Annotated in this window: 16 protein-coding genes and 1 pseudogene; 8 read left to right on the forward strand and 9 right to left on the reverse strand. The window is 60.8% G+C overall.

Annotated elements, in window-relative coordinates:
* The first annotated feature begins 249 nt into the window (after nt 1–249).
* Nucleotides 250–3,804, forward strand: coding sequence for a DNA polymerase III subunit alpha (dnaE, locus tag BBAG_RS02815; RefSeq protein ID WP_047750068.1), 3,555 nt, complete (start codon nt 250–252; stop codon nt 3,802–3,804).
* Between the two features lie 418 nt (nt 3,805–4,222).
* On the opposite strand, the gene BBAG_RS02820 is transcribed toward dnaE, so the two are convergent.
* Nucleotides 4,223–5,119 (reverse strand): carbohydrate kinase family protein, encoded by an 897-nt coding sequence (locus BBAG_RS02820; protein WP_003825873.1) that lies wholly within the window; start codon nt 5,117–5,119, stop codon nt 4,223–4,225.
* A gap of 40 nt (nt 5,120–5,159) precedes the next feature.
* Nucleotides 5,160–6,375, reverse strand: a pseudogene (locus tag BBAG_RS02825) (ROK family protein).
* A 326-nt stretch (nt 6,376–6,701) separates the two neighbouring features.
* Between BBAG_RS02825 and BBAG_RS02830 the strand changes: the two are divergent.
* From BBAG_RS02830 to BBAG_RS02845, 4 genes are all read left to right on the forward strand, one after another.
* Nucleotides 6,702–8,321, forward strand: coding sequence for an ABC transporter substrate-binding protein (locus tag BBAG_RS02830; protein WP_003825879.1), 1,620 nt, complete (start codon nt 6,702–6,704; stop codon nt 8,319–8,321).
* Between the two features lie 203 nt (nt 8,322–8,524).
* Nucleotides 8,525–9,619: an ABC transporter permease gene (locus BBAG_RS02835; protein ID WP_003825881.1), complete on the forward strand. Its 1,095-nt coding sequence runs from the start codon at nt 8,525–8,527 to the stop codon at nt 9,617–9,619.
* A 1-nt stretch (nt 9,620) separates the two neighbouring features.
* Nucleotides 9,621–10,805: an ABC transporter permease gene (locus BBAG_RS02840; protein ID WP_003825884.1), complete on the forward strand. Its 1,185-nt coding sequence runs from the start codon at nt 9,621–9,623 to the stop codon at nt 10,803–10,805.
* A 5-nt stretch (nt 10,806–10,810) separates the two neighbouring features.
* Nucleotides 10,811–12,547, forward strand: a complete 1,737-nt coding sequence (locus tag BBAG_RS02845; protein WP_003825885.1) for a dipeptide ABC transporter ATP-binding protein — start codon at nt 10,811–10,813, stop codon at nt 12,545–12,547.
* Between the two features lie 162 nt (nt 12,548–12,709).
* Here the strand turns inward: BBAG_RS02845 and BBAG_RS02850 are convergent, their stop codons facing one another.
* Nucleotides 12,710–13,231, reverse strand: coding sequence for an NUDIX hydrolase (locus BBAG_RS02850; protein WP_003825887.1), 522 nt, complete (start codon nt 13,229–13,231; stop codon nt 12,710–12,712).
* A gap of 141 nt (nt 13,232–13,372) precedes the next feature.
* A complete protein-coding gene (locus tag BBAG_RS02855) occupies nt 13,373–14,974 on the reverse strand; it encodes an aminopeptidase P family protein (RefSeq protein WP_003825891.1) in 1,602 nt (533 codons plus the stop codon).
* A 223-nt stretch (nt 14,975–15,197) separates the two neighbouring features.
* Between BBAG_RS02855 and BBAG_RS02860 the strand changes: the two genes are divergently transcribed.
* Nucleotides 15,198–16,706, forward strand: coding sequence for a bifunctional folylpolyglutamate synthase/dihydrofolate synthase (locus BBAG_RS02860; RefSeq protein WP_003825893.1), 1,509 nt, complete (start codon nt 15,198–15,200; stop codon nt 16,704–16,706).
* A 137-nt stretch (nt 16,707–16,843) separates the two neighbouring features.
* Here BBAG_RS02860 and BBAG_RS02865 read toward each other — a convergent pair whose 3' ends face one another.
* The 4 genes from BBAG_RS02865 to BBAG_RS02880 form a co-directional block, all read right to left on the reverse strand.
* Nucleotides 16,844–17,569, reverse strand: coding sequence for an aspartate/glutamate racemase family protein (locus BBAG_RS02865; protein ID WP_003825894.1), 726 nt, complete (start codon nt 17,567–17,569; stop codon nt 16,844–16,846).
* The gene (locus tag BBAG_RS02870) at nt 17,566–18,810 is read right to left on the reverse strand and encodes a carboxylate--amine ligase (protein WP_033508677.1); all 1,245 of its coding nucleotides are present in this window, start codon (nt 18,808–18,810) and stop codon (nt 17,566–17,568) included. Before BBAG_RS02870 ends, BBAG_RS02865 begins: the two co-directional genes overlap by 4 nt.
* Nucleotides 18,811–18,871: 61 nt before the next feature.
* Complete coding sequence (locus BBAG_RS02875) at nt 18,872–20,428, reverse strand: UDP-N-acetylmuramoyl-L-alanyl-D-glutamate--2,6-diaminopimelate ligase (RefSeq protein ID WP_035142235.1); 1,557 nt, start codon at nt 20,426–20,428, stop codon at nt 18,872–18,874.
* A gap of 58 nt (nt 20,429–20,486) precedes the next feature.
* Entirely contained in the window at nt 20,487–22,037 is a 1,551-nt protein-coding gene (locus BBAG_RS02880) for a UDP-N-acetylmuramoyl-L-alanyl-D-glutamate--2,6-diaminopimelate ligase (protein WP_035142236.1), read from the reverse strand.
* Between the two features lie 71 nt (nt 22,038–22,108).
* Here BBAG_RS02880 and BBAG_RS02885 point away from each other — a divergent pair, with 71 nt between their 5' ends.
* Both BBAG_RS02885 and BBAG_RS02890 read left to right on the forward strand, forming a co-directional pair.
* Nucleotides 22,109–22,783 (forward strand): sigma-70 family RNA polymerase sigma factor, encoded by a 675-nt coding sequence (locus tag BBAG_RS02885; protein WP_081443754.1) that lies wholly within the window; start codon nt 22,109–22,111, stop codon nt 22,781–22,783.
* Between the two features lie 11 nt (nt 22,784–22,794).
* Nucleotides 22,795–23,112 carry a hypothetical protein gene (locus BBAG_RS02890; RefSeq protein ID WP_152595281.1) on the forward strand — a complete coding sequence of 106 codons (318 nt, stop codon included), beginning with the start codon at nt 22,795–22,797 and terminating at the stop codon, nt 23,110–23,112.
* 198 nt (nt 23,113–23,310) lie between these two features.
* Here BBAG_RS02890 and BBAG_RS08810 read toward each other — a convergent pair whose 3' ends face one another.
* Complete coding sequence (locus BBAG_RS08810) at nt 23,311–23,385, reverse strand: 50S ribosomal protein bL37 (RefSeq protein WP_003817083.1); 75 nt, start codon at nt 23,383–23,385, stop codon at nt 23,311–23,313.
* Between the last annotated feature and the right edge of the window lie 154 nt (nt 23,386–23,539).

Consider the following 23,539-nt stretch of genomic DNA (forward strand, 5'->3'; position numbering starts at 1 on the left):
GTCGCAGAGTCCGCTGAATCTGCTGATACGGCTCGTATAGCACGGGCATCTTCCCCAAACCGCCGATGCTCAGCCTCCTCTCAGTGTCGGTAGTTTAGGTGTTCCTCAATCTGCCGACGGTGAGAGACGTGTGAGCGTCGGCAGATTGAGAAAAGAGTTGCCGTTGGACGCCAGTCCAATCGGTTGTGCATTCAATCAGTGCATGTAAATCAGTGCATGTAAATCAATGCATGCGGTACATTAGAGAGTATGTCTGATTCGGGAAACTTCGTACATCTGCACAATCACACGCATTATTCGCTGCTGGACGGCGCGTCGAAAATCCCCGAATTGGCGAAATACGCGGCCGATCTCAGTATGCCGGCAGTTGGCATCACCGATCACGGCAACATGCATGGCGCCTACGAGATGTATACCAACTGCGTCAAAGTTGGCGTCAAGCCGATTATCGGCATCGAAGCGTATGTGACGCCGGAAACCGCCCGTCAGGATAAAAGCCGCGTGCATTGGGGCACCGAAGCCCAGCGGCGCGACGACGTGTCCGGCGGCGGTCTGATCACCCACCTGACGTTGTGGGCGGAGAACGACGAGGGCTTGGTGAACCTCATCAAAGCCAGTTCCGTAGCCAACCTTGAAGGCCGCGTGCAACGCTACCCGCGTATGGATAAAGAGGTGCTTTCCACCTATTCCAAGGGTGTGATCTGCGGGTCCGGCTGCCCGTCTGGCATCATCCAGACCAGGCTTGCGCTGGGCCAGTTTGACGAGGCACTGCGTGCGGCAGGCGAATTGCAGGACATTTTCGGCAAAGACAATTTCTTCATCGAGATCATGGACCATGGGCTGACCATCGAAAACCGCAATATCCCCGGTCTGCTCGAAATCGCCAAGAAGCTCGATGCACCGCTGCTGGCCACGAACGATTCCCACTACGTGCACGCCGAGGATGCGGAGGCGCAGGACGCCATGTTGTGCATCAACTCCGGCAGTCATCTGGACGATCCTAACCGTTTCAAATTCGACGGCACGGGCTACTACCTGAAGCCCGCCGAGGAGATGCGCGAGATCTTCAAGGAATTCCCGGGGGCATGCGACAACACGCTGGAAATTGCCGAACGGTGCAACGTGATGTTCGACGATCACGAGGACGGCGCGTTCATGCCGCAGTTCGACTGCCCCGAAGGCTGGGATGAGGCGTCGCTCTTCCTGAAGAAGGTGGAGGAAGGCCTGGAACGCCGGTACGACAACAATGTGCCGGAGGAGGTGTCCAAGCAGGCCGACTACGAGTGCGGTGTGATCTGCCAGATGCAGTTCTGCGGCTACTTCCTGGTGGTGGCCGACTACATCCAGTGGGTGAAGGACCACGGCATCATGGTGGGGCCGGGGCGTGGCTCCGCGGCAGGTTCGATGGTGGCCTATGCCATGGGCATCACCGAACTCGACCCGTTGAAGCATGGTCTGATCTTCGAACGCTTCCTGAACCCGGAACGTGTGTCGCTGCCTGATATCGATGTCGATTTCGACCCGGAGGGGCGTCTGCACGTCATCGACTACTGCGGTGAGAAGTACGGCCGCGACAAGGTGGCGCAGTGCGTGATCTACGGTGTGATCAAAACCAAGCAGGCGTTGAAGGATTCCGCACGCATCATGGGCTACGACTTTGCCATGGGCGACAAGGTCACCAAGGCGCTGCCGCCGAGCAAGAACGGCAAGGACGCGAGCCTGAAGGAGATCTTCGATCCCACGTCGAAGCATTATGCCGAGGCGCGTGAGTTCCGCGAACTGTATGAGTCCGATCCGGACGCGCACAAGATCATCGACAAGGCGAAGACCATCGAGGGGCTGATCCGCCAGACCGGTGTGCACGCCTGCGCCACCATCATGGGTAGCGAGCCGATCACCGATACTTCGCCGCTGCTGCAGCGCGTGGATAACACCGTCACCACCACGTTCGAATACCATACGTGCGAAACGCTGGGTCTGGTCAAGATGGATTTCCTTGGCCTGTCCAACTTGACGGTCATCCAGGACACGTTGAAGAACATCGTGGCCAACGGCAAGGACCCGGTGGACTACACCAAGATTCCGCTGGACGACAAGGAAACCTACCAGCTGTTGGCGCGTGGCGACACTCTGGGCGTGTTCCAGCTTGATTCCGACGGCATGCGTGCGCTGCTCAAATCGTTGAAGCCCGATAACTTCAACGATATTTCCGCACTGATCGCGTTGTACCGCCCGGGCCCGATGGATATGGATTCGCATAACAACTATGCGAAGCGTAAGAACGGATTGCAGAAGATCGAGCCGATCCACCCGGAGCTGGAGGAGCCGCTCAAGCAGGTGCTCGACGAGACGTACGGTCTGATCGTGTACCAGGAGCAGGTGCAGTCGGCGGCGCGAATCCTGGCGGGCTATTCGCTGGGCAAGGCAGACGTGCTGCGCCGAGCCATGGGCAAGAAGAAGCCGGAGGTGCTGGCCAAGGAGAAGATCCCGTTCTTCCAGGGCATGAAGGAGCACGGGTATTCCGAAGAGGCCGCGCAGGCCGTGTGGGATGTGCTCGTGCCGTTCTCCGGCTATGCGTTCAACAAGGCGCATTCCGCCGCATACGGTTTGATCTCGTATTGGACGGCGTATCTGAAGACGCATTACCCGGTCGAGTTCATGGCCGCGTTGCTGCAGGGCACCAAGGACAACAAGGACAAGACCGCGTTGTACTTGGGCGAGGCTAGGCGCATGGGCATCCAGGTGCTGTCGCCGGATGTGAATGAATCCGTGTACGCCTACTCCGCTGTGGGCGACGTGGTGCGCTTCGGTTTGGGCGCCATCCGCAACGTGGGTGATAAGGCCGTGGCCGACATCATCGCCGAGCGTGAGGGCAAGCGCGGCAAGTTCGTGAACTTCATGGACTTCGTGCGTCGTGTGCCGCTCAGCGCGTTGAACCGTCGTTTGGTGGAATCGCTGATCAAGGCCGGCGCGTTCGATTCGATTGATCCGAATCGTCGTGCGCTGTATCAGATTCACGAAACCGCTATCGAATCGGTGGTGGGTTTGAAGCGCAAGGAGGCCGAAGGCCAGTTTGATCTGTTCAGCGACATGGATGATGCCGACGAACAGGATGTGATGGGCGACGCTTCCGTCACCGTGCCCGATGTGGAGGAGTGGGATAAGAAGACCAAGCTGAATTTCGAACGCGAGATGCTGGGCCTGTATGTGTCCGACCATCCGCTGTCCGGTATGACGGCTGTGCTTGCCGGGTTGCGTGAGATGTCGATCGCGCATCTGATCGACAGGGCCAAGACCATGGGCGAGGGCCAGCAGGTGACCATCGCCGGTCTGGTCACCAACGTGGACCGCCGCGTGTCCAAGCGTGGCAATGCGTGGGCGATTGTGACCGTCGAGGATCTGGAAAGCTCGATTCAGTGCATGTTCTTCGGCAAGGTGTATGAGGCGGCGGCCGCCGAGCTTACCGTCGATCAGGTGGTGCAGATCCGGGGCATGGTGGAACTGCGCGACGAGACGGTGAGCATGCGCGCCACCGAAATGCAGGTGCCTACGTTGGAGGCGGCGGACGAACGGCCGGTGATCATTACCCTGCCGCAGGCTGCGCTGGATCGGCGGCATATGATGCAGCTGGGGCATGTGCTGACGAATCATCCGGGGTATTGCGAGGTGAAGCTTGCGGTTATGGATGCCAAAGGCAACGCCGAGGTGATGACGTTCGGCGACCGGTTCCGGGTGAAGCGTGACACCAGTTTGTTCGCCGAGATCAAGATCCTGTTCGGCCCAAGCTGCCTTCCCACCGCCTAGTTCAGCTCCTTGCAAACTACCGACGCTGGCACCCCTCTCAGCGTCGGTAGTTTGGGTTCTTCTCAAACTGTAGACGCTGACGGTGTTCTGAGCGTCGGTGGTTTGGGGTTCCTCAATCTGTCGATTGTGTAGGAGGAACAGGGGCTTCCGTATGATGATCCGACCGTAGGCTTGGCTGCTGAGCCGTGAAGCGATAGATGCTTTTGTGGGGAAGCAAAGACGTCCGTATGGCATGTGAGACCGTAGGCTTGGCCGAACGGCCTTGAGTGTGTCGAACATGTCATACGGACGTCTGGTCATACCGGGGAATACCGGGGAATACCGGAATACAAAGCCCATGATACGAAAACGCCCGCTGCGGAAGTTGCAACGGGCGTTTTCGCGGAAAGAGGTGATGAAAAAGAAAGGAAGTGGGGGATTACTTGCCGGCTGCGGCGAGGTAATCCGGGATCTGCTCCGGGTACTCCGGCCATGCGCCGTTCTGGGTGCATACGAAGGCGGAGGTGTTCACGGCCTTGCGGTGCGCTTCGACCAGGGAATCGCCCTGCAGGATGCGTGCGGTGAACGTGCCGGAGAAGGAGTCGCCTGCGCCAACGGTGTCGACTACTTCCACGCGCGCGGTGTCGACGGTGGAGGTTTCGCCCTTCTTGGAGATGATGGTGGAGTAGGCGGCGCCGGCGGTCAGGATCACGTAGTCGAGGTCGAACTTGTCCATGAACCAGTGGCATGCGTCTTCACCGGAGGTGCCGCGGATGTCGAACATGTCGCGCAGGAGCAGGAGCTCTTCGTCGTTGATCTTGAATACGGTGGCGTAGCCGAGCAGTTCTTCGATGAGTTCCTTGGAGTAGTGGTCGCCGCGCAGGTTGATGTCGAAGAACTTCATTGCTTCGGGCTTGGCGTGCTTGAGCAGTTCGGTGATGGTGGCGTGGGATTCGGGGGAGCGCAGGGCCAGGGTGCCGTAGCAGATGGCGTCGGCCTGCTGCACGATGTCGATGAGCTGACGGGTGTAGAGGATGTGGTCCCATGCAACGCCCTTGATGATGGTGTACTCCGGGATGCCGTTGCGCAGTTCGACTTCGACGGTGGAGGTGGGCCATGCGTTGCGTTGGATGACGGCGTGGATGCCTGCCTTGGCGGTTTCGGCCAGCAGTTCGTCGCCGAGTTCGTCTTCGCCGACGGCGCTGATGGAGTAGCCTTCGGCGCCGTTCTTCATGGCGTGGTAGGCGAAGTTGACGGGGGCGCCGCCTGCGCGCTTGCCGGTGGGGAGCATGTCCCAGAGCAGTTCGCCGAGGGAGAGCACGATTGGCTTGGTCATGATGGGTTCCTTCCGTTGTGGTGGATTGTGGTGTTTTTCGCTAGTTGAAGCTGAAAAAATCTGATGGGTGGTCGAGCAGGTAGTTGATTGCCACGGCCGCTGCGCCTAGGACTGTGGCATCCGTGGGCATGGTGGTGAGCCGTATGGTGGTGGATTCGTAGATTTCCGGTATGGCTCGTTGCCTGACGGTTCGTTTGATTTCGTCGAGTAGGGGTTGGCCTGCTTCGGAGACAATGTCTCCGATGACGATGGTGTGCGGGTTGAATGTGTTGAAGATGATGAGGCAGCCGTAGCCGATGTAGGTGCCGATGGTGCGGATCATGGCGAGTGCTGCTTCGTCGCCGTGGTGTGCGAGTGCGAAGAGTGCGCGGCATGCTTCGGTGTGGCTCATACTGTCTGCGCCGTTGACGATGGTGCCGTTGTCGATGAGCATTTGGTGGATGGCTGGGGTGGAGCAGTAGCATTCCAGACAGCCGATGTTGCCGCAGTCGCAGGGTTTGCCGTTGACGTCGATGGAGACGTGGCCGATTTCGGTGGCGGTGCCGAGGGCGCCGTTGATGATGCGTCCGTGGTCGATGACGCCGAGGCCTACGCCTTCGCCGACGAGGTAGTAGGCGAGGTTGGGTTCGCCGTTGCTGTTGGGGTCGAAGAGGGAGTTGGCGAGTACGCCTGCGCGGGCGTCTTGTTCGATGAAGACGGGGACGGTGAAGCTGTTGGCGAATTCGTCGATGAAGTTGATGGCGCGCCAGCCTTGCATGGAGGATACGACGGCGGTGTGGCCGTTGTTGCGCAGGTAGGGGCCGGGGACGGCCATGCCGATGGCCACGATGGTGGGGTCTTCGTGCAGGAGCTGTTCGATGGTGCTGTGCACGGTGGCGATGGTTTCGCCGATGGTGTCGTTTGATACGTAGGGGAGTGTGGTGAGGCTGGATTGGTTGCCGGTGAGGTCGAAGACGCCGATTTGTACGAGGGAGCGTGCGAATTTGACGCCGATGACGTGGAAGTGTGCTGTGTCGAGTGCCAGGCCGATGGAGCGACGGTTTTTCTTGCCGTCGAGGTCGCCGGTTTCTTCGATGGCGTGCGCTTCGATGAGTTGTGCGGTGATTTTTGGTGATGGCTGCTGGGGTGAGGCCGAGGGCTGTGGCGATTTGCGCGCGTGAGCTGACGCCGTTGCGGTAGAGGTGTCGCATGATGCGGGAGCGGTTGGTTTCGGCGATTCCTGCCTGTGATGCTGCGTTGATGGTGGGGCTTGCCATGGCTGACACCTCCTTGAGTCTGTTCTCTCATCCTTGAATCTGAACTTGATTAAGATATTAACGCAGTTAATACAAAGATGCAAGCCATACCCGCATGGCGTGTCGCTGGTCGGCGGCGGCAATGCCGCTCCGATGGCGTCGTTTCATATTGTGGACGCTTCGTCAATGATGGCATATCGCGTCAAAACGTTGCAATGCCTTATAATCCGGCCGATTCCCGGCAGGCGTTCTCTTCAGGTGAAACGGCAAAGAAACATTAGGTGGTTACGTTAGCCCACAGCCTGCGCCATTTAGGGCGGCGCGGGAGATAGAGAGAGGTATCCCTCATGAATGCTAAGAAGATTATGGCTGCCGCCGTATCCGTGGCCGCCATCGCATCGCTTGCCGCATGCGGCGGCGTAAAGGACGATGCCACGGCAGGCAATGCCATCACCATCGGCACTACCGACAAGATCACCAGCCTTGATCCGGCAGGCTCCTACGACAACGGCTCCTACGCCGCGCAGATTCAGGTATTCCCGTTCCTGTACGCACAGGACTACAACACTTCCGAGCTGAGCGCCGATATCGCCGCCGACGACGGCACCTGGAACTCCGACGGCACCCAGTTCACCGTCAAGCTGAAGTCCGGTCTGAAATTCGCCAACGGCCACGACCTGACCTCCTCCGATGTGAAGTTCTCCTTCGACCGCGTCAAGAAGATCAACGACGAGAACGGTCCGTCATCGCTGCTCGCCAACATCACCGACGTCAAGGCCAAGGACGACACCACCGTGGTGTTCACCGATTCCGTGCCGTACGACGTCACCCTCAAGCAGGTGCTGTCCTCCCCGGCAGGCCCGATCGTCGATGAGGAGTCCTTCTCCGACAGCAAGCTGACCGACGCCGACACCATCGTCAAGGACAACGCCTTCGCCGGTCCGTACAAGCTGACCTCCTTCAAGCTCAACGAGGCCCTGGCCTATGCCAAGAACGACTCCTACAAGGGTCTGACCCCGGCCAAGAACGATGCCGTGCAGGTCAAGTACTATGCCGACGCGTCCAACCTGAAGATGGCCGTGCAGCAGGGGCAGATCGACGTGGCCTACCGTTCCCTGACCCCGACCGACATCTCCGACCTGTCCAAGGACAAGAAGGTCAAGGTCGTCACCGGCCCGGGCGGCGAAGAGCGCTTCCTCACCTTCAACTTCAGGATCCAGCCCTACGGCGAGAAGACCAGCGAACCGAACGCAGCCAAGGCCAAGGCCGTGCGCCAGGCCGTCGCCAACCTCATCGACCGCGACGAGCTGGCCTCCAAGGTCTACAAGAACACCTACACCCCGATGTACTCCTTCATCCCGGACGGCCTGACCTCCCACTCCGACACCCTGAAGAGCGCCTATGGCGACGGCAACGGCAAGCCCAGCACCGACAAGGCCAAGAAGGTTCTCTCCGACGCCGGCGTGAAGACCCCGGTCGACCTCAAGCTGCAGTACAACCCGGATCACTACGGCTCCAGCTCCGCCGACGAGTACGCCGCCATCAAGTCCCAGCTGGAATCCAGCGGCCTGTTCAAGGTCGATCTGCAGTCCACCGAATGGACCCAGTTCAACAAGGACCGTGTGGTCACCGAGGATTCCGACGGCTCCTACCCGGTCTACCAGCTCGGCTGGTTCCCGGACTACTCCGACCCGGACAACTATCTGTCCCCGTTCTTCCGTGACGGCAACTTCGTCAACAACGGCTACTCCAACAAGGAGATCAACGATCTGATCGTCAAGCAGGCCGGCGAGAAGGACGAGTCCGTCCGCGAGAACCTCCTGAAGGAGATTCAGGAGAAGGAAACCGACGACCTGTCCACCATCCCGCTGCTGCAGGGTGCGCAGACCGCCGTGACCGGCACCAGCGTGAAGGGCGTTGTGCTCGACGCATCTTTCCGCTTCCGCTACGCCTCCATCACCAAGTGATCGAACGGCTTCGCCCGGTCAAGCCGGGCGAAGCCATATTCCAAGCGGATGCCGTGGTGTCCCCGCAGGGTTCTGCGCCACAGCCCGCTGCCAGCGAAGCGAATGCTGGGAGACGAACAGCCTCTGCCCGTCTCCCAGCATTGTCGTAATCGCATCAACACATCGCACAATCCAATATTGGCCCTACATAAAGGAGCTTGAGCGTGTCAGCTACAGCAGCTCCGGCAACTGCCGACCAGGCAGGCAAGCCGAAAGAAGCCAAAAAGAACCGATTGTCAGGCGGATTCTTCCGTTTCGTCCTGACCAGGTTCCTGCTTATCATCCCAACCGTTTTCATTCTCGTCACCGTGGTGTTCTTCGTGATGCGCGCCACCGGCGACCCCATCTCCGCCGCGCTCGGCGGCCGACTCACCCCGCAGGAGCTGCAGGCGCGCATTCACGCGGCCGGCTACGACAAGCCGCTTATCGTGCAATACTTCGAGTATCTGGGCAATCTGCTGCACGGCGATCTCGGCACCACCATGACCGACAACCAGCCGGTCGTCTCCATTCTGGCGCGCTATGGCTCCGCCACCTTCGAACTGGCGTTCCTGGCGCTTATCGTGGCGCTTGTCGTCGGCATCGGGCTGGGTCGAGTCGCCGCCCGCAGGCGCGACCATGCCGCCGACGCCGGCATCCGTACCTTCGCCATCCTGTGCTACGCCACCCCGGTGTTCTTCCTTGGCCTGATCTTGAAGCTCATCTTCGCCATCTGGCTTAATGCGTTGCCCGCCTCCGGTCGTTCCTCGCTGGCCACCGAGATGCAGTTCTCCCGACTGGTTTCCCCCACGGGCTTCTACATCATCGATGCGCTGCAGCTCGGCGACATGAACGTGCTCGCCGACGTGCTGCGCCACGCGGTACTGCCGGCCTTGGCCCTGGGCCTGCTGACCGCAGGCGTGTTCATCCGCTTGGTACGCACCAACGTGATTTCCACCTTCAACTCCGGGTATGTGGAGGCCGCGCGATCCCGTGGCGTGTCCGAGAAGCGTCTGCTCAACAAGCATGCGTGGCGTCCGGCGCTTATCCCGATCATCACCGTGATGGGCATGCAGATCGCCATGATGCTCGCCGGCGCGGTGCTCACGGAAACCACCTTCGAATGGAAGGGGCTGGGCTTCATGCTGTCGCAGTACCTCAAGGCGCGTGACTTCGTGGCCGTGCAGGGCATCGTGATCCTCATCGCCATCATCGTGGCCGTCGTCAACTTCATCGTCGACGTGATCGCCGCGCTCATCGACCCGAGAGTGAGGTACTGACATGGCTCAGGCAAATGCAACCAAAACCGCCATCTCCGGCGACGAACGCCTCGGGAATCTCCGGCTGCGCAGAAAGTCGGCCTGGGCGAAGCTGCCGATCGTCAAACAGCTGCGTGTCGCGGTCGGCTGGCAGAAGGGCATGCTCGTCACTGGTCTGGTGCTGTGCGCGTTCTTCCTGATCGTCGCGCTGTTCGCGCCGGTCATCGCCCCTTACGGGCATGCGCAGATCAAGGACGCCAGCGGCTCGTTCCCCGCGCAGGCGGCACCTTCGGCCAAGCACATCTGGGGCACCACGGCCGGCGGCTTCGACGTGTTCAGCCGTGTGGTCTGGGGTACCAGAACCGCCATCATCGCCATCATCGTGGCCGTGCTGCTGTCCATCTTCGCCGGCGTGCTGCTCGGCCTGGTATCCGGCTACTTCGGCGGCTGGGTTGATCGCGTGCTGGTGATGATCGCCGACGCCATCTACTCCTTCCCGTCGCTGCTGCTCGCCATCCTTATGGCCATCATGATCTCCCACGGCCAGTCGGGGCTGTGGAGCGGCATCCTCGCTTCGGGCATCTCCATCACCGTGGTGTACATTCCGCAGTATTTCCGTACAATCCGCGCCGAAGTGATCCGCATCAAGGAATCCGCGTACATCGAATCCGCCCGTGTGGTGGGCGCCTCCACATGGCGCATCATGACCAAGCATCTGTTCAAGAACTCCACACGAACCCTGCCTGTGATCCTGACGCTGAACTCGTCCGAAGCCATCCTGACGCTGGCCGGCCTGGGCTTCCTGGGCTTCGGCATCGAACCGACCGCGGCCGCCGAATGGGGCTACGATCTCAACCGTTCCGTGTCCGACGTGACGGCAGGCATCTGGTGGACCGCCGTGTTCCCGGGCCTGGCCATCGTGCTTGTCGTGCTCGGCATCACGCTGGTCGGCGAATCGCTCAACGATCTTGCCGATCCGCGCCTGCGCGCACGCAAGTCCGCGGGCGAGGTCGTCGGCTCGATCGAAGACACCTCCGTCGACAAGAAGGAAAACATTTCCGCACGCAACGAGGTCATCGCCGAACTGGACGCGGCCGGCAACCCGATCGCGGCAAAGCCGGTGGCGACCGTCACCGACCTTGACGAGGCGTTCCGTGCTTCGGAATGGACCGGCGAAGGCGATACGGGCAACAGGGGAGAGGAGTGAACGCCATGACACAACAGGCGCAACACACGCAGCACAATGCCCAGCAGGGCGATCTCGCCAATATCAAGGACCTGTCGGTCTCCTTCATGACGGATGCCGGCTCGATCAAGGCAGTCGAGGATGTGAACTTCACCATTCCGCGCAAGACCGTGGTCGGCGTGGTCGGCGAATCCGGTTCCGGCAAATCCGTGACCGCGCGTTCCATCATCAAGCTGCTGCCCGAAACCGCCACCACTTCCGGCGCGATATACCTGTCGAACCGTGAGGATACCGGCACGCTCGACGTGCTGTCGCTGTCCGGAGAGCAGCTGCGCACGATGCGCGGCAGCCAGGCGGCCATGGTATTCCAGGAGCCGAACTCGGTGCTCAATCCGGTGTATACCATCGGCTGGCAGATCGAGGAAGGCCTGCGCGCCCACGGTATGAAGGACAAGAAGGAGCTTCGCGCCAAGGCCATCGACATTCTGAAGAAGGTCGGCATCCCGGACGCCGAAACCCGTGTGGACTATTATCCGCATCAGTTCTCCGGCGGTCAGAAGCAGCGCATCGTCATCGCCATGGCGTTGGTGCTGAACCCCGGTCTGATCCTGGCCGATGAGCCGACCACCGCGCTGGACGTGACGGTCCAGGCCGAAATCCTCGACCTGCTGCGTCTGGCACGTGACGAATTCGGCGCATCGGTGCTCATCATCACCCACAACATGGGCGTGGTCGCCGATATCGCCGACGAGGTCGTGGTGATGTACCGCGGCCACGTGGTCGAGCAAGGGCCCGTGGAACAGATCTTCTACAAGCCGCAGCACGAGTACACGCAGCGTCTGTTGGCCGCCGTGCCGCGCATCGGGCAGCATCTCGTGGTGCGGGACCGCAAAGGCAATCCGATCGAACGCAAAACCGACTGGCATGACGAACCGCTCGCCGTCAAGGCGCGGAATCTGAGCATCACCTACCCCGGTCACCTTATGCAGCCCGACTTCAAGGCTGTGGACGGCATCGACTTCGAGATCCACCGTTCCGAAGTGCTCGGACTGGTGGGCGAATCCGGTTCCGGCAAGTCGACCACGGGCCGTGCCATCGCCGGCCTGCAGAAGGTCACCGGCGGTTCGCTCAACGTGCTGGGCGTGGAGATGAACGGCGTGAAGGAGCGCGATTTCAAGGCCAAGCGCGCCGACATCGGATTCGTGTTCCAGGACCCGGGATCCTCGTTCGACCCGCTGATGACCATCGCCGAGAACGTGGCGGAACCCCTGCTGGTGCACCACAAGTTCGGTTCCGTAGCCGAGGCGAAGAACTATGTGGGCGATTTGCTGGAAATGGTGCAGCTGCCGCGCGTGTACATGGACCGTTACCCGCATGAGCTTTCCGGCGGCCAGCGCCAGCGCGCCTCCCTGGCGCGAGGATTGGCGCTGAAGCCGAGTTTGCTCATCGCCGATGAGCCGACTTCCGCATTGGACGTGTCGGTGCAGGCCAAGGTGCTTGAACTGTTCAAGAGACTGCAGGCCGAAATCGGTTTCGCCTGCCTGTTCATCACGCACGACCTGGCCGTGGTGGACATGCTTGCCGACCGCATCATGGTGATGCACAAGGGCAAGATCGTGGAGCACGGCGATGCGGACGACATCATCGAACGCCCGCAGAACCCCTACACGCAGAAGCTGCTGGCCTCGCTGCCGCTGCCCGACCCGGTCAAGCAGCGCGAGCACCGCGCCAAGCTGCATGACCTGCTTGCCGCCCAGCGGTAGGCGGATCGGCCGCGTAACAGCAAGCCGAATACCACAACGGCGCTTCCGATGGTCATTCCATCGGAAGCGCCGTTGTGGCATATATCAGGCCATTATTGTTTGGCCAATAACCATGCTGCGGTTGTGCCGCCCGTACTACATGCGGGGCGGCGCAACCGTCAATCAGCGGATCACGCCACGGAAGGCGAACTGGGCGTGAGCGTCTCCGTCCGCCTTATGCCTGAGATAGTCATGCACGTAACCCATGCGCTCCACCGTAGTGGCGGCCAGCGGCTCGGGCAGCGCATCAGGGGAGAACCATCCCACCTCAAGGCTTTCGTCGTCGCCCACGAACGGTTCCGTGTTGCCGTTCGGATCGGGCCTGCACAGGAACAGGTGATCCATGTACATGGTGTTGTCGCCGTTCGCATAGGTGAGGATCTTCCGCGACGATTTCACCGACACCAGATCGGTGACGATCACGTCGACGCCGGTCTCCTCCTTGACCTCGCGGGCCACGGTGTCGGCAGGCTCCTCGCCAGGCTCGTTAATGCCGTACACCATGGCCCATTCGCCGGTATCGGAGCGTCTGCCCAGCAACACGCGGCCCTGGGCGTCCTGCACATAGCCGGACACGCCCATGAGCCACAATAGATCGTGGTCTATTTTCCTGCGTAGGTCGAGAATGAACTGCGGCGTGGTCATAGTGCGTTCCTTTCCGGTCCACGATCCTTCGCAGCGTAGCTGCTCACTTCGCCTACGCACAGCCCGCTGGGCTGTACGTTTGACGGCTCAGCGTGGTCTATCTTCCTGCGTAGGTCGAGAATGAACTGCGGCGTGGTCATATCAGGCCTTGCGACCCTTGGCGGCCATATCGGCCATCCATTCCTCGACATCGTCGATCTGCTTCGGAATGCCGGCGGACAGCCATTCCGGGCCATGCTCGGTCATGAGCACATCATCCTCGATACGAATGCCGATGCCACGGTACTCCGGCGGAATCAGCAGATCGTCCGCACGGAAGTACAGGCCGGGCTCGATGGTGAAGATCATGCCCGGGCGGATTTCGGCACCCTGATACGACTCGAAGCGTGCCTGCGCGCAATCATGCACATCCAGGCCCAGATGGTGGGCCACGCCGCAGGCGAGCCAACGGCGATGCTGCTGGCCTTCGGGGGAGAGCGATTCCTCCACGCTCACCGGTAGCAGACCCCACTCGTGCAGCCTCTCGGCGATCACGCGCATGCAGGCGTGATGGATGTCGCTATACGTGGCGCCCACCTTCGCGGCTTCGAAACCGGCCTGCTGGGAATCAAGCACGGCCTGGTACAGACGCTTCTGCAGATCGGTGAACCTGCCGTTCGTCGGGAAGGTGCGGGTGATGTCGGCGGTATACAGGGAATCGACCTCCACGCCGGCGTCCACCAGCAGCAAGTCGCCGTTCCTCACCACGCCGGTATTGCGCATCCAATGCAGGATCGGGGCGTGCGGGCCGGAGGCGACGATCGAATCGTAGCCGACTGTATTACCCAGTTCGCGGGACACGGAATTGAACGCGCCTTCCAGAACACGTTCGCTGCGCGGCTTGTCAAGCGCCTCCGGCAGCGTGGCCAGCAGACGGTCGAAGCCCGCCTTGGTGGCGCTGATGGTCTTGCGCATCTCGCCCACCTCATAGGAATCCTTGCACATGCGGGCCTCGGAGGTGAACTCGCGCAGCTTGTCGTCATCCGCCGCATTGGCATCGGGATCGGCGAACCCGTTGGCCTTGCGCACCTCGTTCACCAGCGCGGTGATCTGCGGGTCGGTCTCGCTTACAACGCGCACGCGCACGGCGCCGGCCTCGGTGCCGACATCCTTGCTCAGCGCATCGGCCAGCTGCGCGATGTCATGCGTTTCGATGCCGGTCATCGCCTGCATCTCCACCAGGCCGGCGCGCGGGCCCACCCAGTATTCGCCGTAATGCGCGTTCATGAAGAAATCGGCGGTGGAATTGTCGGCGCGCGGTGCCACGAACAGTTCCGGCACATGGGTCGCTCCGGCCTTCGCCTCGGGTGAATCCGGGTCGACGGGGTTGAGCACCAGCACGGCGCCCGCCTCATAGTCGGTTCCAAGACCCGTGTAATACGCGAACGTGCTGTCCGGGCGGAACATGTAGTCGCAGTCGTTGTTGCGCACCTTCGGCTGGCCGGCCGGAATCACCAGGCGCTCGCCGGCGAAGGCCTTGCCGAGCGTCGCACGGCGGGCGGGGGTGAACTTGGAGGATTCCAACGGCTTGATATCCGGATCCTCGTCGGCCCAGCCGGACTTCATGAACTCGCGGAACGCGTCGGAATTCGGGCGCAGCGACCGATTGTTCACACGGTCGGCCATGGCCTGATCGTCGCCCGGCGCGGCGGCACGCTCCTGCGCCTCGTATTCCTTGTCCTTTTCGGTGATCACTTCACCCATACTCGCTCCTTGGTCATCCTTGGAATTGTGATGTTGTGCTGCCCGCGCCGCGCACGGGCCTTGTTTTCGAAAGGCCCAGCGGCACTACCGTCCCATCGTAGTCCACCACGCAGCGGCATACGGGGTGTTTTCCAAGGCGGCCGCATTCAGTCCGGAACGCAATGCCACTCGGCTCGTAAAGTGCAATAGAATATGAAAGGTTTGTACGTATTGAGAGGAAGTCATGTCTTTCGAGCATCCGAACAGAAACAGCGAATCCATTCACGACGTGGAACGCGATATCATGAGCCGCCCGCCGGAGCACAACACCACCAACCTTGACCTTGACCGCATGAATCTCATGCTGGACGTGCTGGGGCATCCGGAGCAGTCCTTCCGCGTGATCCACGTCACCGGCACCAACGGCAAGGGATCCACGGCGCGCATGGCCGAGGCCATCTGCCGTGCATATGGCCTGCGTACCGGCCTGTACACCTCTCCGCACCTGGAGAAGGTGAACGAGCGCATCGCCATCGACGGCCAGGAGCTCAGCGACGACGATTTCATCGACGCATGGGACCAGATCAAGGATTATGTCGCGCTGGTGGACGCCAAGATGGAGCAGCAGGGCAAGCCCCGCATGAGCTTCTTCGAAGTGCTCACCGCCATGGCGATCTGGAAATTCGCCGACGCGCCGGTCGATGTGGCGATCGTGGAGGTCGGCATGGGCGGCGCGTGGGACGCCACGAACGTGCTGAACGCCGACGCGGCCATCATCGGGCCGATCGATATGGACCATATGAAATGGCTGGGAGACACCGTCGAACAGATCGCCGAGGAGAAAGTCGGCATCATCAAGCCCGGTTGCACGGCGGTGATCGGCCGCCAGCCGCATGAGGACGATGTCATGCCGATCATCGAGGAGGCCGCGGAACGCAATCACGCCACACTGGTACGTGACGGCTATGAGATGACGGTAAGCGATCGTCTGCCGGCTGTCGGCGGCCAGGTGGCCACGCTGAACACGCCGCTGGGCACCTACACCGAAGTGCCCATCGCCAAATTCGGCGAACATCAGGCGCATAACGCGCTCGCCGCGCTCGCCGCATGCGAGGCCGTGATCCCCACGTCGGGCGCATTGGATGGCGATCTGGTGGCCGAGGCGTTGAGCGGCGTCAAGATTCCGGGCCGTATCGAACAGATTCGCACCTCGCCGACCATCATCCTCGACGGCGGGCATAACATCAATGCCGCGGAATCGTTGAGGGCAGCGATCGAAGAGAACTACAGCTTCGAACAGTTGGTCGGCGTGGTGGCCATGATGGCCGACAAGCAGGTCGAACAGTACCTGGGTGTTCTCGAACCGGTGCTCAGCCAGATCGTGGTGACCGAGAACTCATGGCGTGATCGCGTGATGCCGGCCGACGAGCTGGAGAAGATCGCCATCGACGTGTTCGGTGCCGATCGTGTGATCAAGGAGCCGAATCTGCCGGATGCCATCCAGACCGCCGTCAATCTGGTCGATGCCGATGATGAGCTGGGCGTGGGGTACGGCCATGGCGTGCTGATCTGCGGCAGCTTCGTCACCGCCGGCGACGCGCGTGCCATGCTGAAGGAACATGCCAGCCCTGTTATGGAGAAGGCCATGAGCATCCACCAGGCCACCGTCGAACCGGACGAGCGCAATGATGCCGAAGACACCGTAGACAACGGTGTGGAAGGTGTTGACGGCGAGCAGTCGGCCGAAGAGTGAAGCGTGGAAGCGTAGACGGGCGATAGCCGCGGAAGGCGGATACGCGAAGACCGGGCGCGAACAGCGGTATGCTGTGCGCGCCCGGTCTTCCTTTTGCCTATGCGATGCGTGCGTGTGGCGTGTGGACGGCTGCCAGGCTAGCTGCGCAGCGCCTTGGCACGCTCCACGGTCACGTCCACCAGCACGGCCTGCGCGTCGATGACGGGCAACTGGGGCAGTGGGAACGCCTCGTTGAGCACGCTCAGCTCGGTGCACCCGAGGATCAGCGCATCGCAGGCGCATGGTCCGGCAGGGTCGAGCATGTCGCGCAGCACGGATTCATACCGGTTGAGATTCAACTCGCCGCTGCCTTTCACATCGTCGTAGATCAGCGAGGTGATGCGGGCCTGCAACGCGTCGTCCGGCTCCACGAAGGTATAGCCGGCTTCCTCGACGGCATGCTTGTACACGCCCGAAGCGCGCGACCCCACCGTGCCAAGGAAGCCGACGCGCGTGGTACGGCCTGCCGGGTACAGCTGCGACAGACGCTTCACGGCTTCGCGCGGCATATGCAGGATCGGCACGTCGGTAAGCGCCTGGAAGCGGTCGTGGAAATAATGCGCGGTATTGCAGGTCAGCACGATGAAGCTTGCGCCCATCGCGGAAGCCTTGTCGATATCGTCCGCGATGACGGGGAACGGGTCGTCATCCGACTCGCCGACGATGAACGCGGTACGGTCGGGAACGGATGCGTCGTTGAACACCACATAGTCCAGGTACTCCTGATCGCTATGCGCATGCGTGGCGGCGTTGACCAGGCGGATATAGCTTTCCGTGGCCAGCGTGCCCATGCCGCCCAAAACGGCAAAGAACGGTCGTTTCACTTCAATTCGCCCTTCTTGGTGAAGTATTTGGCGTAGCTCTTCTTGTAGATAGAGAACATGTGGCGGATCATGGCCCAGCGCAACGGGTTCATATCCTTGGAATACTCCAGCGTGGTGCCCCAGTCGCCGGAGGCGAGCATCCTGCGACCGGCCTCCTTGTCGGGGCCTTCGGCCACATAATCCAGGAAGATCGACTTCGGGATCTCGAGCCACAGCTTGGAGCCGCGGCCGAACAGCGTGTTGCCGTCGAACGGGGTGTCCTCCACCAGGTCGTCGACGAAGTACTTGGCCAGGTTGAAACCGTTCAACGTCACGAAATAGCTGGAACGCCCCTGGCGCAGATTGATCTCGAACAGCTTGTATTCGCCGTCGCGCTCGTCGTACTTCATATCGAAGTTCGCCACGCCCTCATAGCCGATATCCTCAAGGAACGCCTTGATACGGCGGAACACGCCCTCGTTGTAGTCGGGCAGAATGGCCGCGTAGTTGCCGGCGGCGACGGGGGAGGGGTCCTCCAGCAGCGGGTGGCCGAGGAACATCATGCGCACGCGGTGATGCTGATCCACATACGCGTTGAGCACGCGCATGCGCGAATCGTCGCCCGGAATGAAGTCCTGAATCACCATTTCCGAGGTATAGCCTGCGGCATAGGCGCGCTTGATGATCGTCTCCAGTTCGGCCGGATCGTTGAAGATATAGGCTTTGCGGCGGCCTTCGAAGTCGATGTTCAGCCATTCCACGGAATTGGCGGGCTTCATGGCCACCGGGTAGCTGAACGGTAGATTCCGGTATTCGCCGGCCTTGACCTCATCGGCGGTGACGGTCTTCGTCTTCGGGTGGGGAAGATCGTACTGCTCGCAGATCTGATAGAACGTGGATTTGTACGCCAGACGGCGCGACAGGTTGATATCCAGCGTGTTGTAGACGAAATACTTGCGCAGATCGTCGCCGCACTGGCTGAGCAGATTCGCATACACATCGCCGCAGGGGATGAGCAGCAGCACGCGATCCGGGTCCTCGGCCTTCATGCGTTTGCCCAGGTCGAGCATGAAATCGCGGAAGGTCACGAAATTGTTGAAATCGTCGACAATATGCACATTGACGATCTTGCTGAATTTCGTAGGGCTGAGCTGGAAATACGCGTATGCGTCGGAGACGATGCCGTACTCCTCGTGGAACGCCCTGGCCATGCCGTACACGTTGATATCGCTGCCAAGCAGAATCGGTTGGAATCTTGTCATGAATGTCACCTTACCTATGTTCTTGCCCATTGTTCTTGCCCATGTCGTGCGGTCGCATCGATTATTCGCCCAGCACGCGGCGCACGACGACGCTATCGCCCTCGTACGGCACCGGCTTGCCGTTGATGATGTTACGCGTCTCATCGCCCTTGCCGATGACCAACACGACGTTGAACCGGTCGTTATGCTCGCGGGCGTCGGCGATGGCCTTGGCGACGGCATCCTCACGGGGCATGACGATCTGCGTCTGCGCCGCGGGGTCGGTCACATACGATTGCATCTGCCGTGCGATATCGGTCGGATCTTCGAAATTGGGGTCGTCAAGCGTGAAGATGAAGGATTCCACGCGTCCGAGCGCACCCTTGACGATGCCCTCGCGCCGGTCGATCGCCTTGCCGCCCGTCGTTCCGGATACCAGGGTGATGCGCGGATTGCGCTCGCCGTAGACGCGTTCGATCTCATCGACCAGCGATTTGACGGAAATATAGTTGTGCGCGAAATCGACATAGACCAGCAGATTGTCGCCGCCCCTGATGCGCTCCATGCGACCGGGCACCTGCACGTTCTGCACGGCGTGCATGGCCTGACTGCTTGCCGGCACGCCCGCTCTGTGCGCGATGGCGATGGCCGCCGCGGCATTGACGATATTGAACTCGCCGGTCATGTCCAACGCCATGGGCTCCAGCGTGACGCTGCGCTCGCCGTCGCTGATGGTGGCGATGAAGCCTTCCTTGTTGTTCGGGTCAAGCCGTGTGACGACCTGTGCGTCGCCCCCCATGGCGAATTCGGTGACGTCGATGCCGGCCGCCTTGGCGTCTTCGCGTAGCAGATCATGGTGGTCGCAATCGGCGCCGAGCACCAGTGCGCGGCTGTTGGCGATGATCTGGCGCTTGCAATGGAAATAATCCTCGAACGTGGGGTGTTCGATCGGGCTGATGTGGTCCGGCGAGATGTTGAGGAATGCGGCCACGTCGAAGGTGAGGCCGTATACGCGGTTGACCTTGTAGGCCTGGGAGCTGACCTCCATGACCAGGTATTTCATGCCGTTATCCACGGCCTGGCGCATCATGCGGAACGAATCGAGCGACTCGGGCGTGGTGAGTTTGGATGGCAGCATGGTGTGTCCGTCAAGGCAAAGATTCACCGAGGAGAACAACGCGCACCTGCCTTGGGAGTACTCGTTGAGAATGGCTTGGGCAAGGAACGCGGTGGTGGTTTTGCCCTTGGTGCCGGTGATGCCCACCACGGTCAGCTCGTGTTGCGGCAAGCCATAGAACGAAGCGGAAAGCAGGCTCATGGCCTTATGCACGTCGTTGACGATAACGCCGATGGCATGGGTGCGGTCGGAATGATCCTCTTCGGCCACGTAGGCGTACAGTCCCTTGGTGTCGATGCCATCGAGGAATTCCGGCTTGAACCGTCCCTTGACGAACAGCATCGTCCCCTGCGACACCTTGCGCGTGTCGTAGGTGATGGTGGGGATCGGGGTGTTTGCTCCGGGCAGATCCGCCACATCAAGGGTCCAGCGGTCGGGTGTGATGATCTCGCGGAGTAGATGATGCCGCTTCAGCAGCTCGACCGCACTGAACAGGGTGAACGATACGTTCGTGAATGCCATAGGGGAATCGCTTCGACTTTCCTTCGGAAACAGAATCCCCACCATCGTACCCCAGCGGTTATTGCAACAGCCGCTCCACTACACAATCATCACCTTCGTAGGGCACATGCCTGTTGAGGTCCTTGATCCAACGTTCATGCCCTTTGCCGATGACCAGCACCACATCGGTGCGATCCTTGTCCTCCTGCGCCTCATGCAATGCCGAGGCGATCGCCTGCGTACGGTCGATGATCGTATCGGACGTCACATGGCTGTTGGTAACATGATCGGCCATATCGCGGCAGATGTCCTCATACGGTTCGGTGTCGGTGTCTTCCGCGGTGAACACGAAACGGCTGATACGGTCCTGTGCGGCCTTGACGATGCCCTCACGCCGGTCGATCGCCTTGTTGCCGGCCGATCCGGCGACCAGGGTGATGCGCGGGTTTCGCTCGCCGTAGCGGGTCGACACGTAATCGAGCAGCTTGACCACGGAATCGTAATTGTGCGCGTAATCGACGATGGCGATGGTGCTGGTGCGTTCATCGCGGTACTGCATCATGCGCCCCGGCACCTTGGTGTGCTCCAATGCGCGCAACGCCTCGCAATCGGCGGGCACGCCGGCGGCATGGGCGATGGCGATCGCGGCCAGGGCGTTCTTGTAATTGAAATCCCCATCGAGATCAAGGCTGAATTCGCCCAGGTCGTTGCCGTCCAGGCGCATCCGGTAGGCGCGGTGCGTGCCGTCCGCAGGCCATGCGCAGGTCTGGTCGTCGGCTCCGTCCCGGGGCATGGCGTCGAGCACGCCGAATTCGCTGACCGGCACCTGATGCACGGCGGCGTCCTCGCGCAGCAGCCCGATATGCCTGCACTCCGAGCCGAGCACCAGCGTGCGGCTGTTGGCGATGATCTGGCGCTTGCAATACAGGTAGTCCTCAAGCGTGGGGTGTTCGATCGGGCTGATGTGGTCCGGCGAGATGTTGAGGAATGCGGCCACGTCGAAGGTGAGGCCGTATACGCGGTTGACCTTGTAGGCCTGGGAGCTGACCTCCATGACCAGGTATTTCATGCCGTTATCCACGGCCTGGCGCATCATGCGGAACGCGTCGAGCGATTCGGGCGTGGTGAGGTCCGATTCGGCATAGGTGTGGCCGTCAAGGCAGTTGTCGACCGAGGAGAACAGGGCGCAGCGTCCGGCACTGTACGTATTGAGGATGGACTGGGTGAAATAGGCGGTGGTGGTTTTGCCTTTGGTGCCGGTGATGCCGATTACGGTGAGGTCCCGCTCCGGGTGGTCGTAGAACGCGGCGGCAAGCAGGCTTAATGCCTTGCGTGCGTCGTTGACGATCAGACCGGGTTTGGTGGTGTGGGAGGAAAGGTCGCTTTCCGCAACATAGGCGGCCAGGCCGCGCTCTTCGGTGCCGTCGAGGAATTCCGGCCTGAACCGTCCCTTGCATACCAGCAGGGTGTTGGGGGCGACGGTTCTGGTGTCATAGGTGAGGTTCGTGAAGGGGGTGTCGACGCCGTCGATATGCGCGGTGTCAAGCTGCCAGCTGTCTCCATTGATTATCTCTCTGAGCAGATTATGCTCAGAGAGAACAGCGGCGGCGGAGTTAAGCGTCAAAGTCATAGGTGTCCTTTTGCAGAGTCTTTCCGCCCTTTATTGTGATGGCGGAACCTGACAGAAAACTGAGGATTACAATGGATTTCGTGACGAATACTGACGGCGAAACCCTGACGCAGAAGCGAGAGCGCTTTGAACGGCTTGCCATGCCTGCGGTCGATGCGCTGTATCGTCAGGCGATGAAGCTGACCAACAACCCCGATGACGCGCAGGATCTGGTACAGGATACGTTCGAGAAGGGGTTCAAGGCGTTCGAGTCCTTCAAACCCGGAACGAACTTCGAAGCATGGATGACCACCATTGAACGTAACGCCTTCTTCAACCAATACGCCAAAGCCAAGCGCCGTCCGCAGCGTGCCAACGATTCCTCCGGCGAATACGACGACTGGGACATCTATTCCGCGTCCGGGCATTCGTCCGACGGGTTGAAATCCGCCGAGGAGGAATATCTTGACGCATTCGCGCCCGAAGAGATCATGGCGGCGCTCGCCAAGCTGTCGCCCGAGCGTCGCCAGGTGTTCATCGATGCCGCGATCGACGGTAAGTCATACAACCAGGTGGCCGAGGAGCAGGGGGTGAAAATCGGTACGGTGATGAGCCGTTTGAACCGTGCCCGCACGCAGCTGAAACATGAGCTGGCCACATATGCGAGGGAACGGGGCTATCTTGCCGGTGCCTCTGCACGCAAAGCCCTGCCCCCAGCGAAGAACGCCGGCAAACCGCAGATAGACAACGATAATACGAAGGAGTAGGAGAGAGAACCATGTGTTGTTGTTGTGAATCGCCTCAGCAAAGTGAAGCCCAGGGGGGCAGACGTCTGCCTGCCATCGAACGGCATATCTCCATCACCCGTGCCGGTGCGGATGGTGTGGTGAGCCATACGGAGGTGCATATCACCGCCAGCGGCGGCGACTATTTCGCCTCCGGCGAGTATTTCGATCCTAGGGTGTGCTGTGATGCGCATGAGCGGGCGATGATCGACGCGCTGCGCAGCTATCTGAGGCCGCAGGCCGCGCCCGCCTGCCTGATGGCCCGTCTGAAGGCCACGCTTGATCGTTGCTGCGAGGAAGAAGACAGGTAACGCATCCCCGGTGCTCCATGCGCCGTCCGATCTGCCATGAGGCGGTGCGATTCGCCATGGATCTGCGATCCAGCATGATTCGCGCGGCCGGCATGGCTGAATGGGCTTGCATGTCTGCTTGGCGGATACGGCTGTAGAAAAAACGAGACCCTCCCGAACCGTATGATTCGGGAGGGTCTCTACGTCTTTTCGACAGGATCAGGCGTTCGGGCGCTTGCCGTGGTTGGCGGCCTTCTTACGACGATCCTTGCGCTTACGTCCACGCATGCCCATGATTGGACTCCTTTTCAGTAATAAAAATAAGCCTTAGGCATTATGCCATGACCGATAGACCTTGGCAAATAACCGTTTCATTATCCAGTCGATCGCCGTGCCGGTCGGATCGGCGATCAGATCGACCGACCGGCACGTTCCGAGCGGCACGGTT

Source organism: Bifidobacterium angulatum DSM 20098 = JCM 7096, from assembly GCF_001025155.1.
GTDB classification, from domain to species: Bacteria; Actinomycetota; Actinomycetes; order Actinomycetales; family Bifidobacteriaceae; genus Bifidobacterium; species Bifidobacterium angulatum.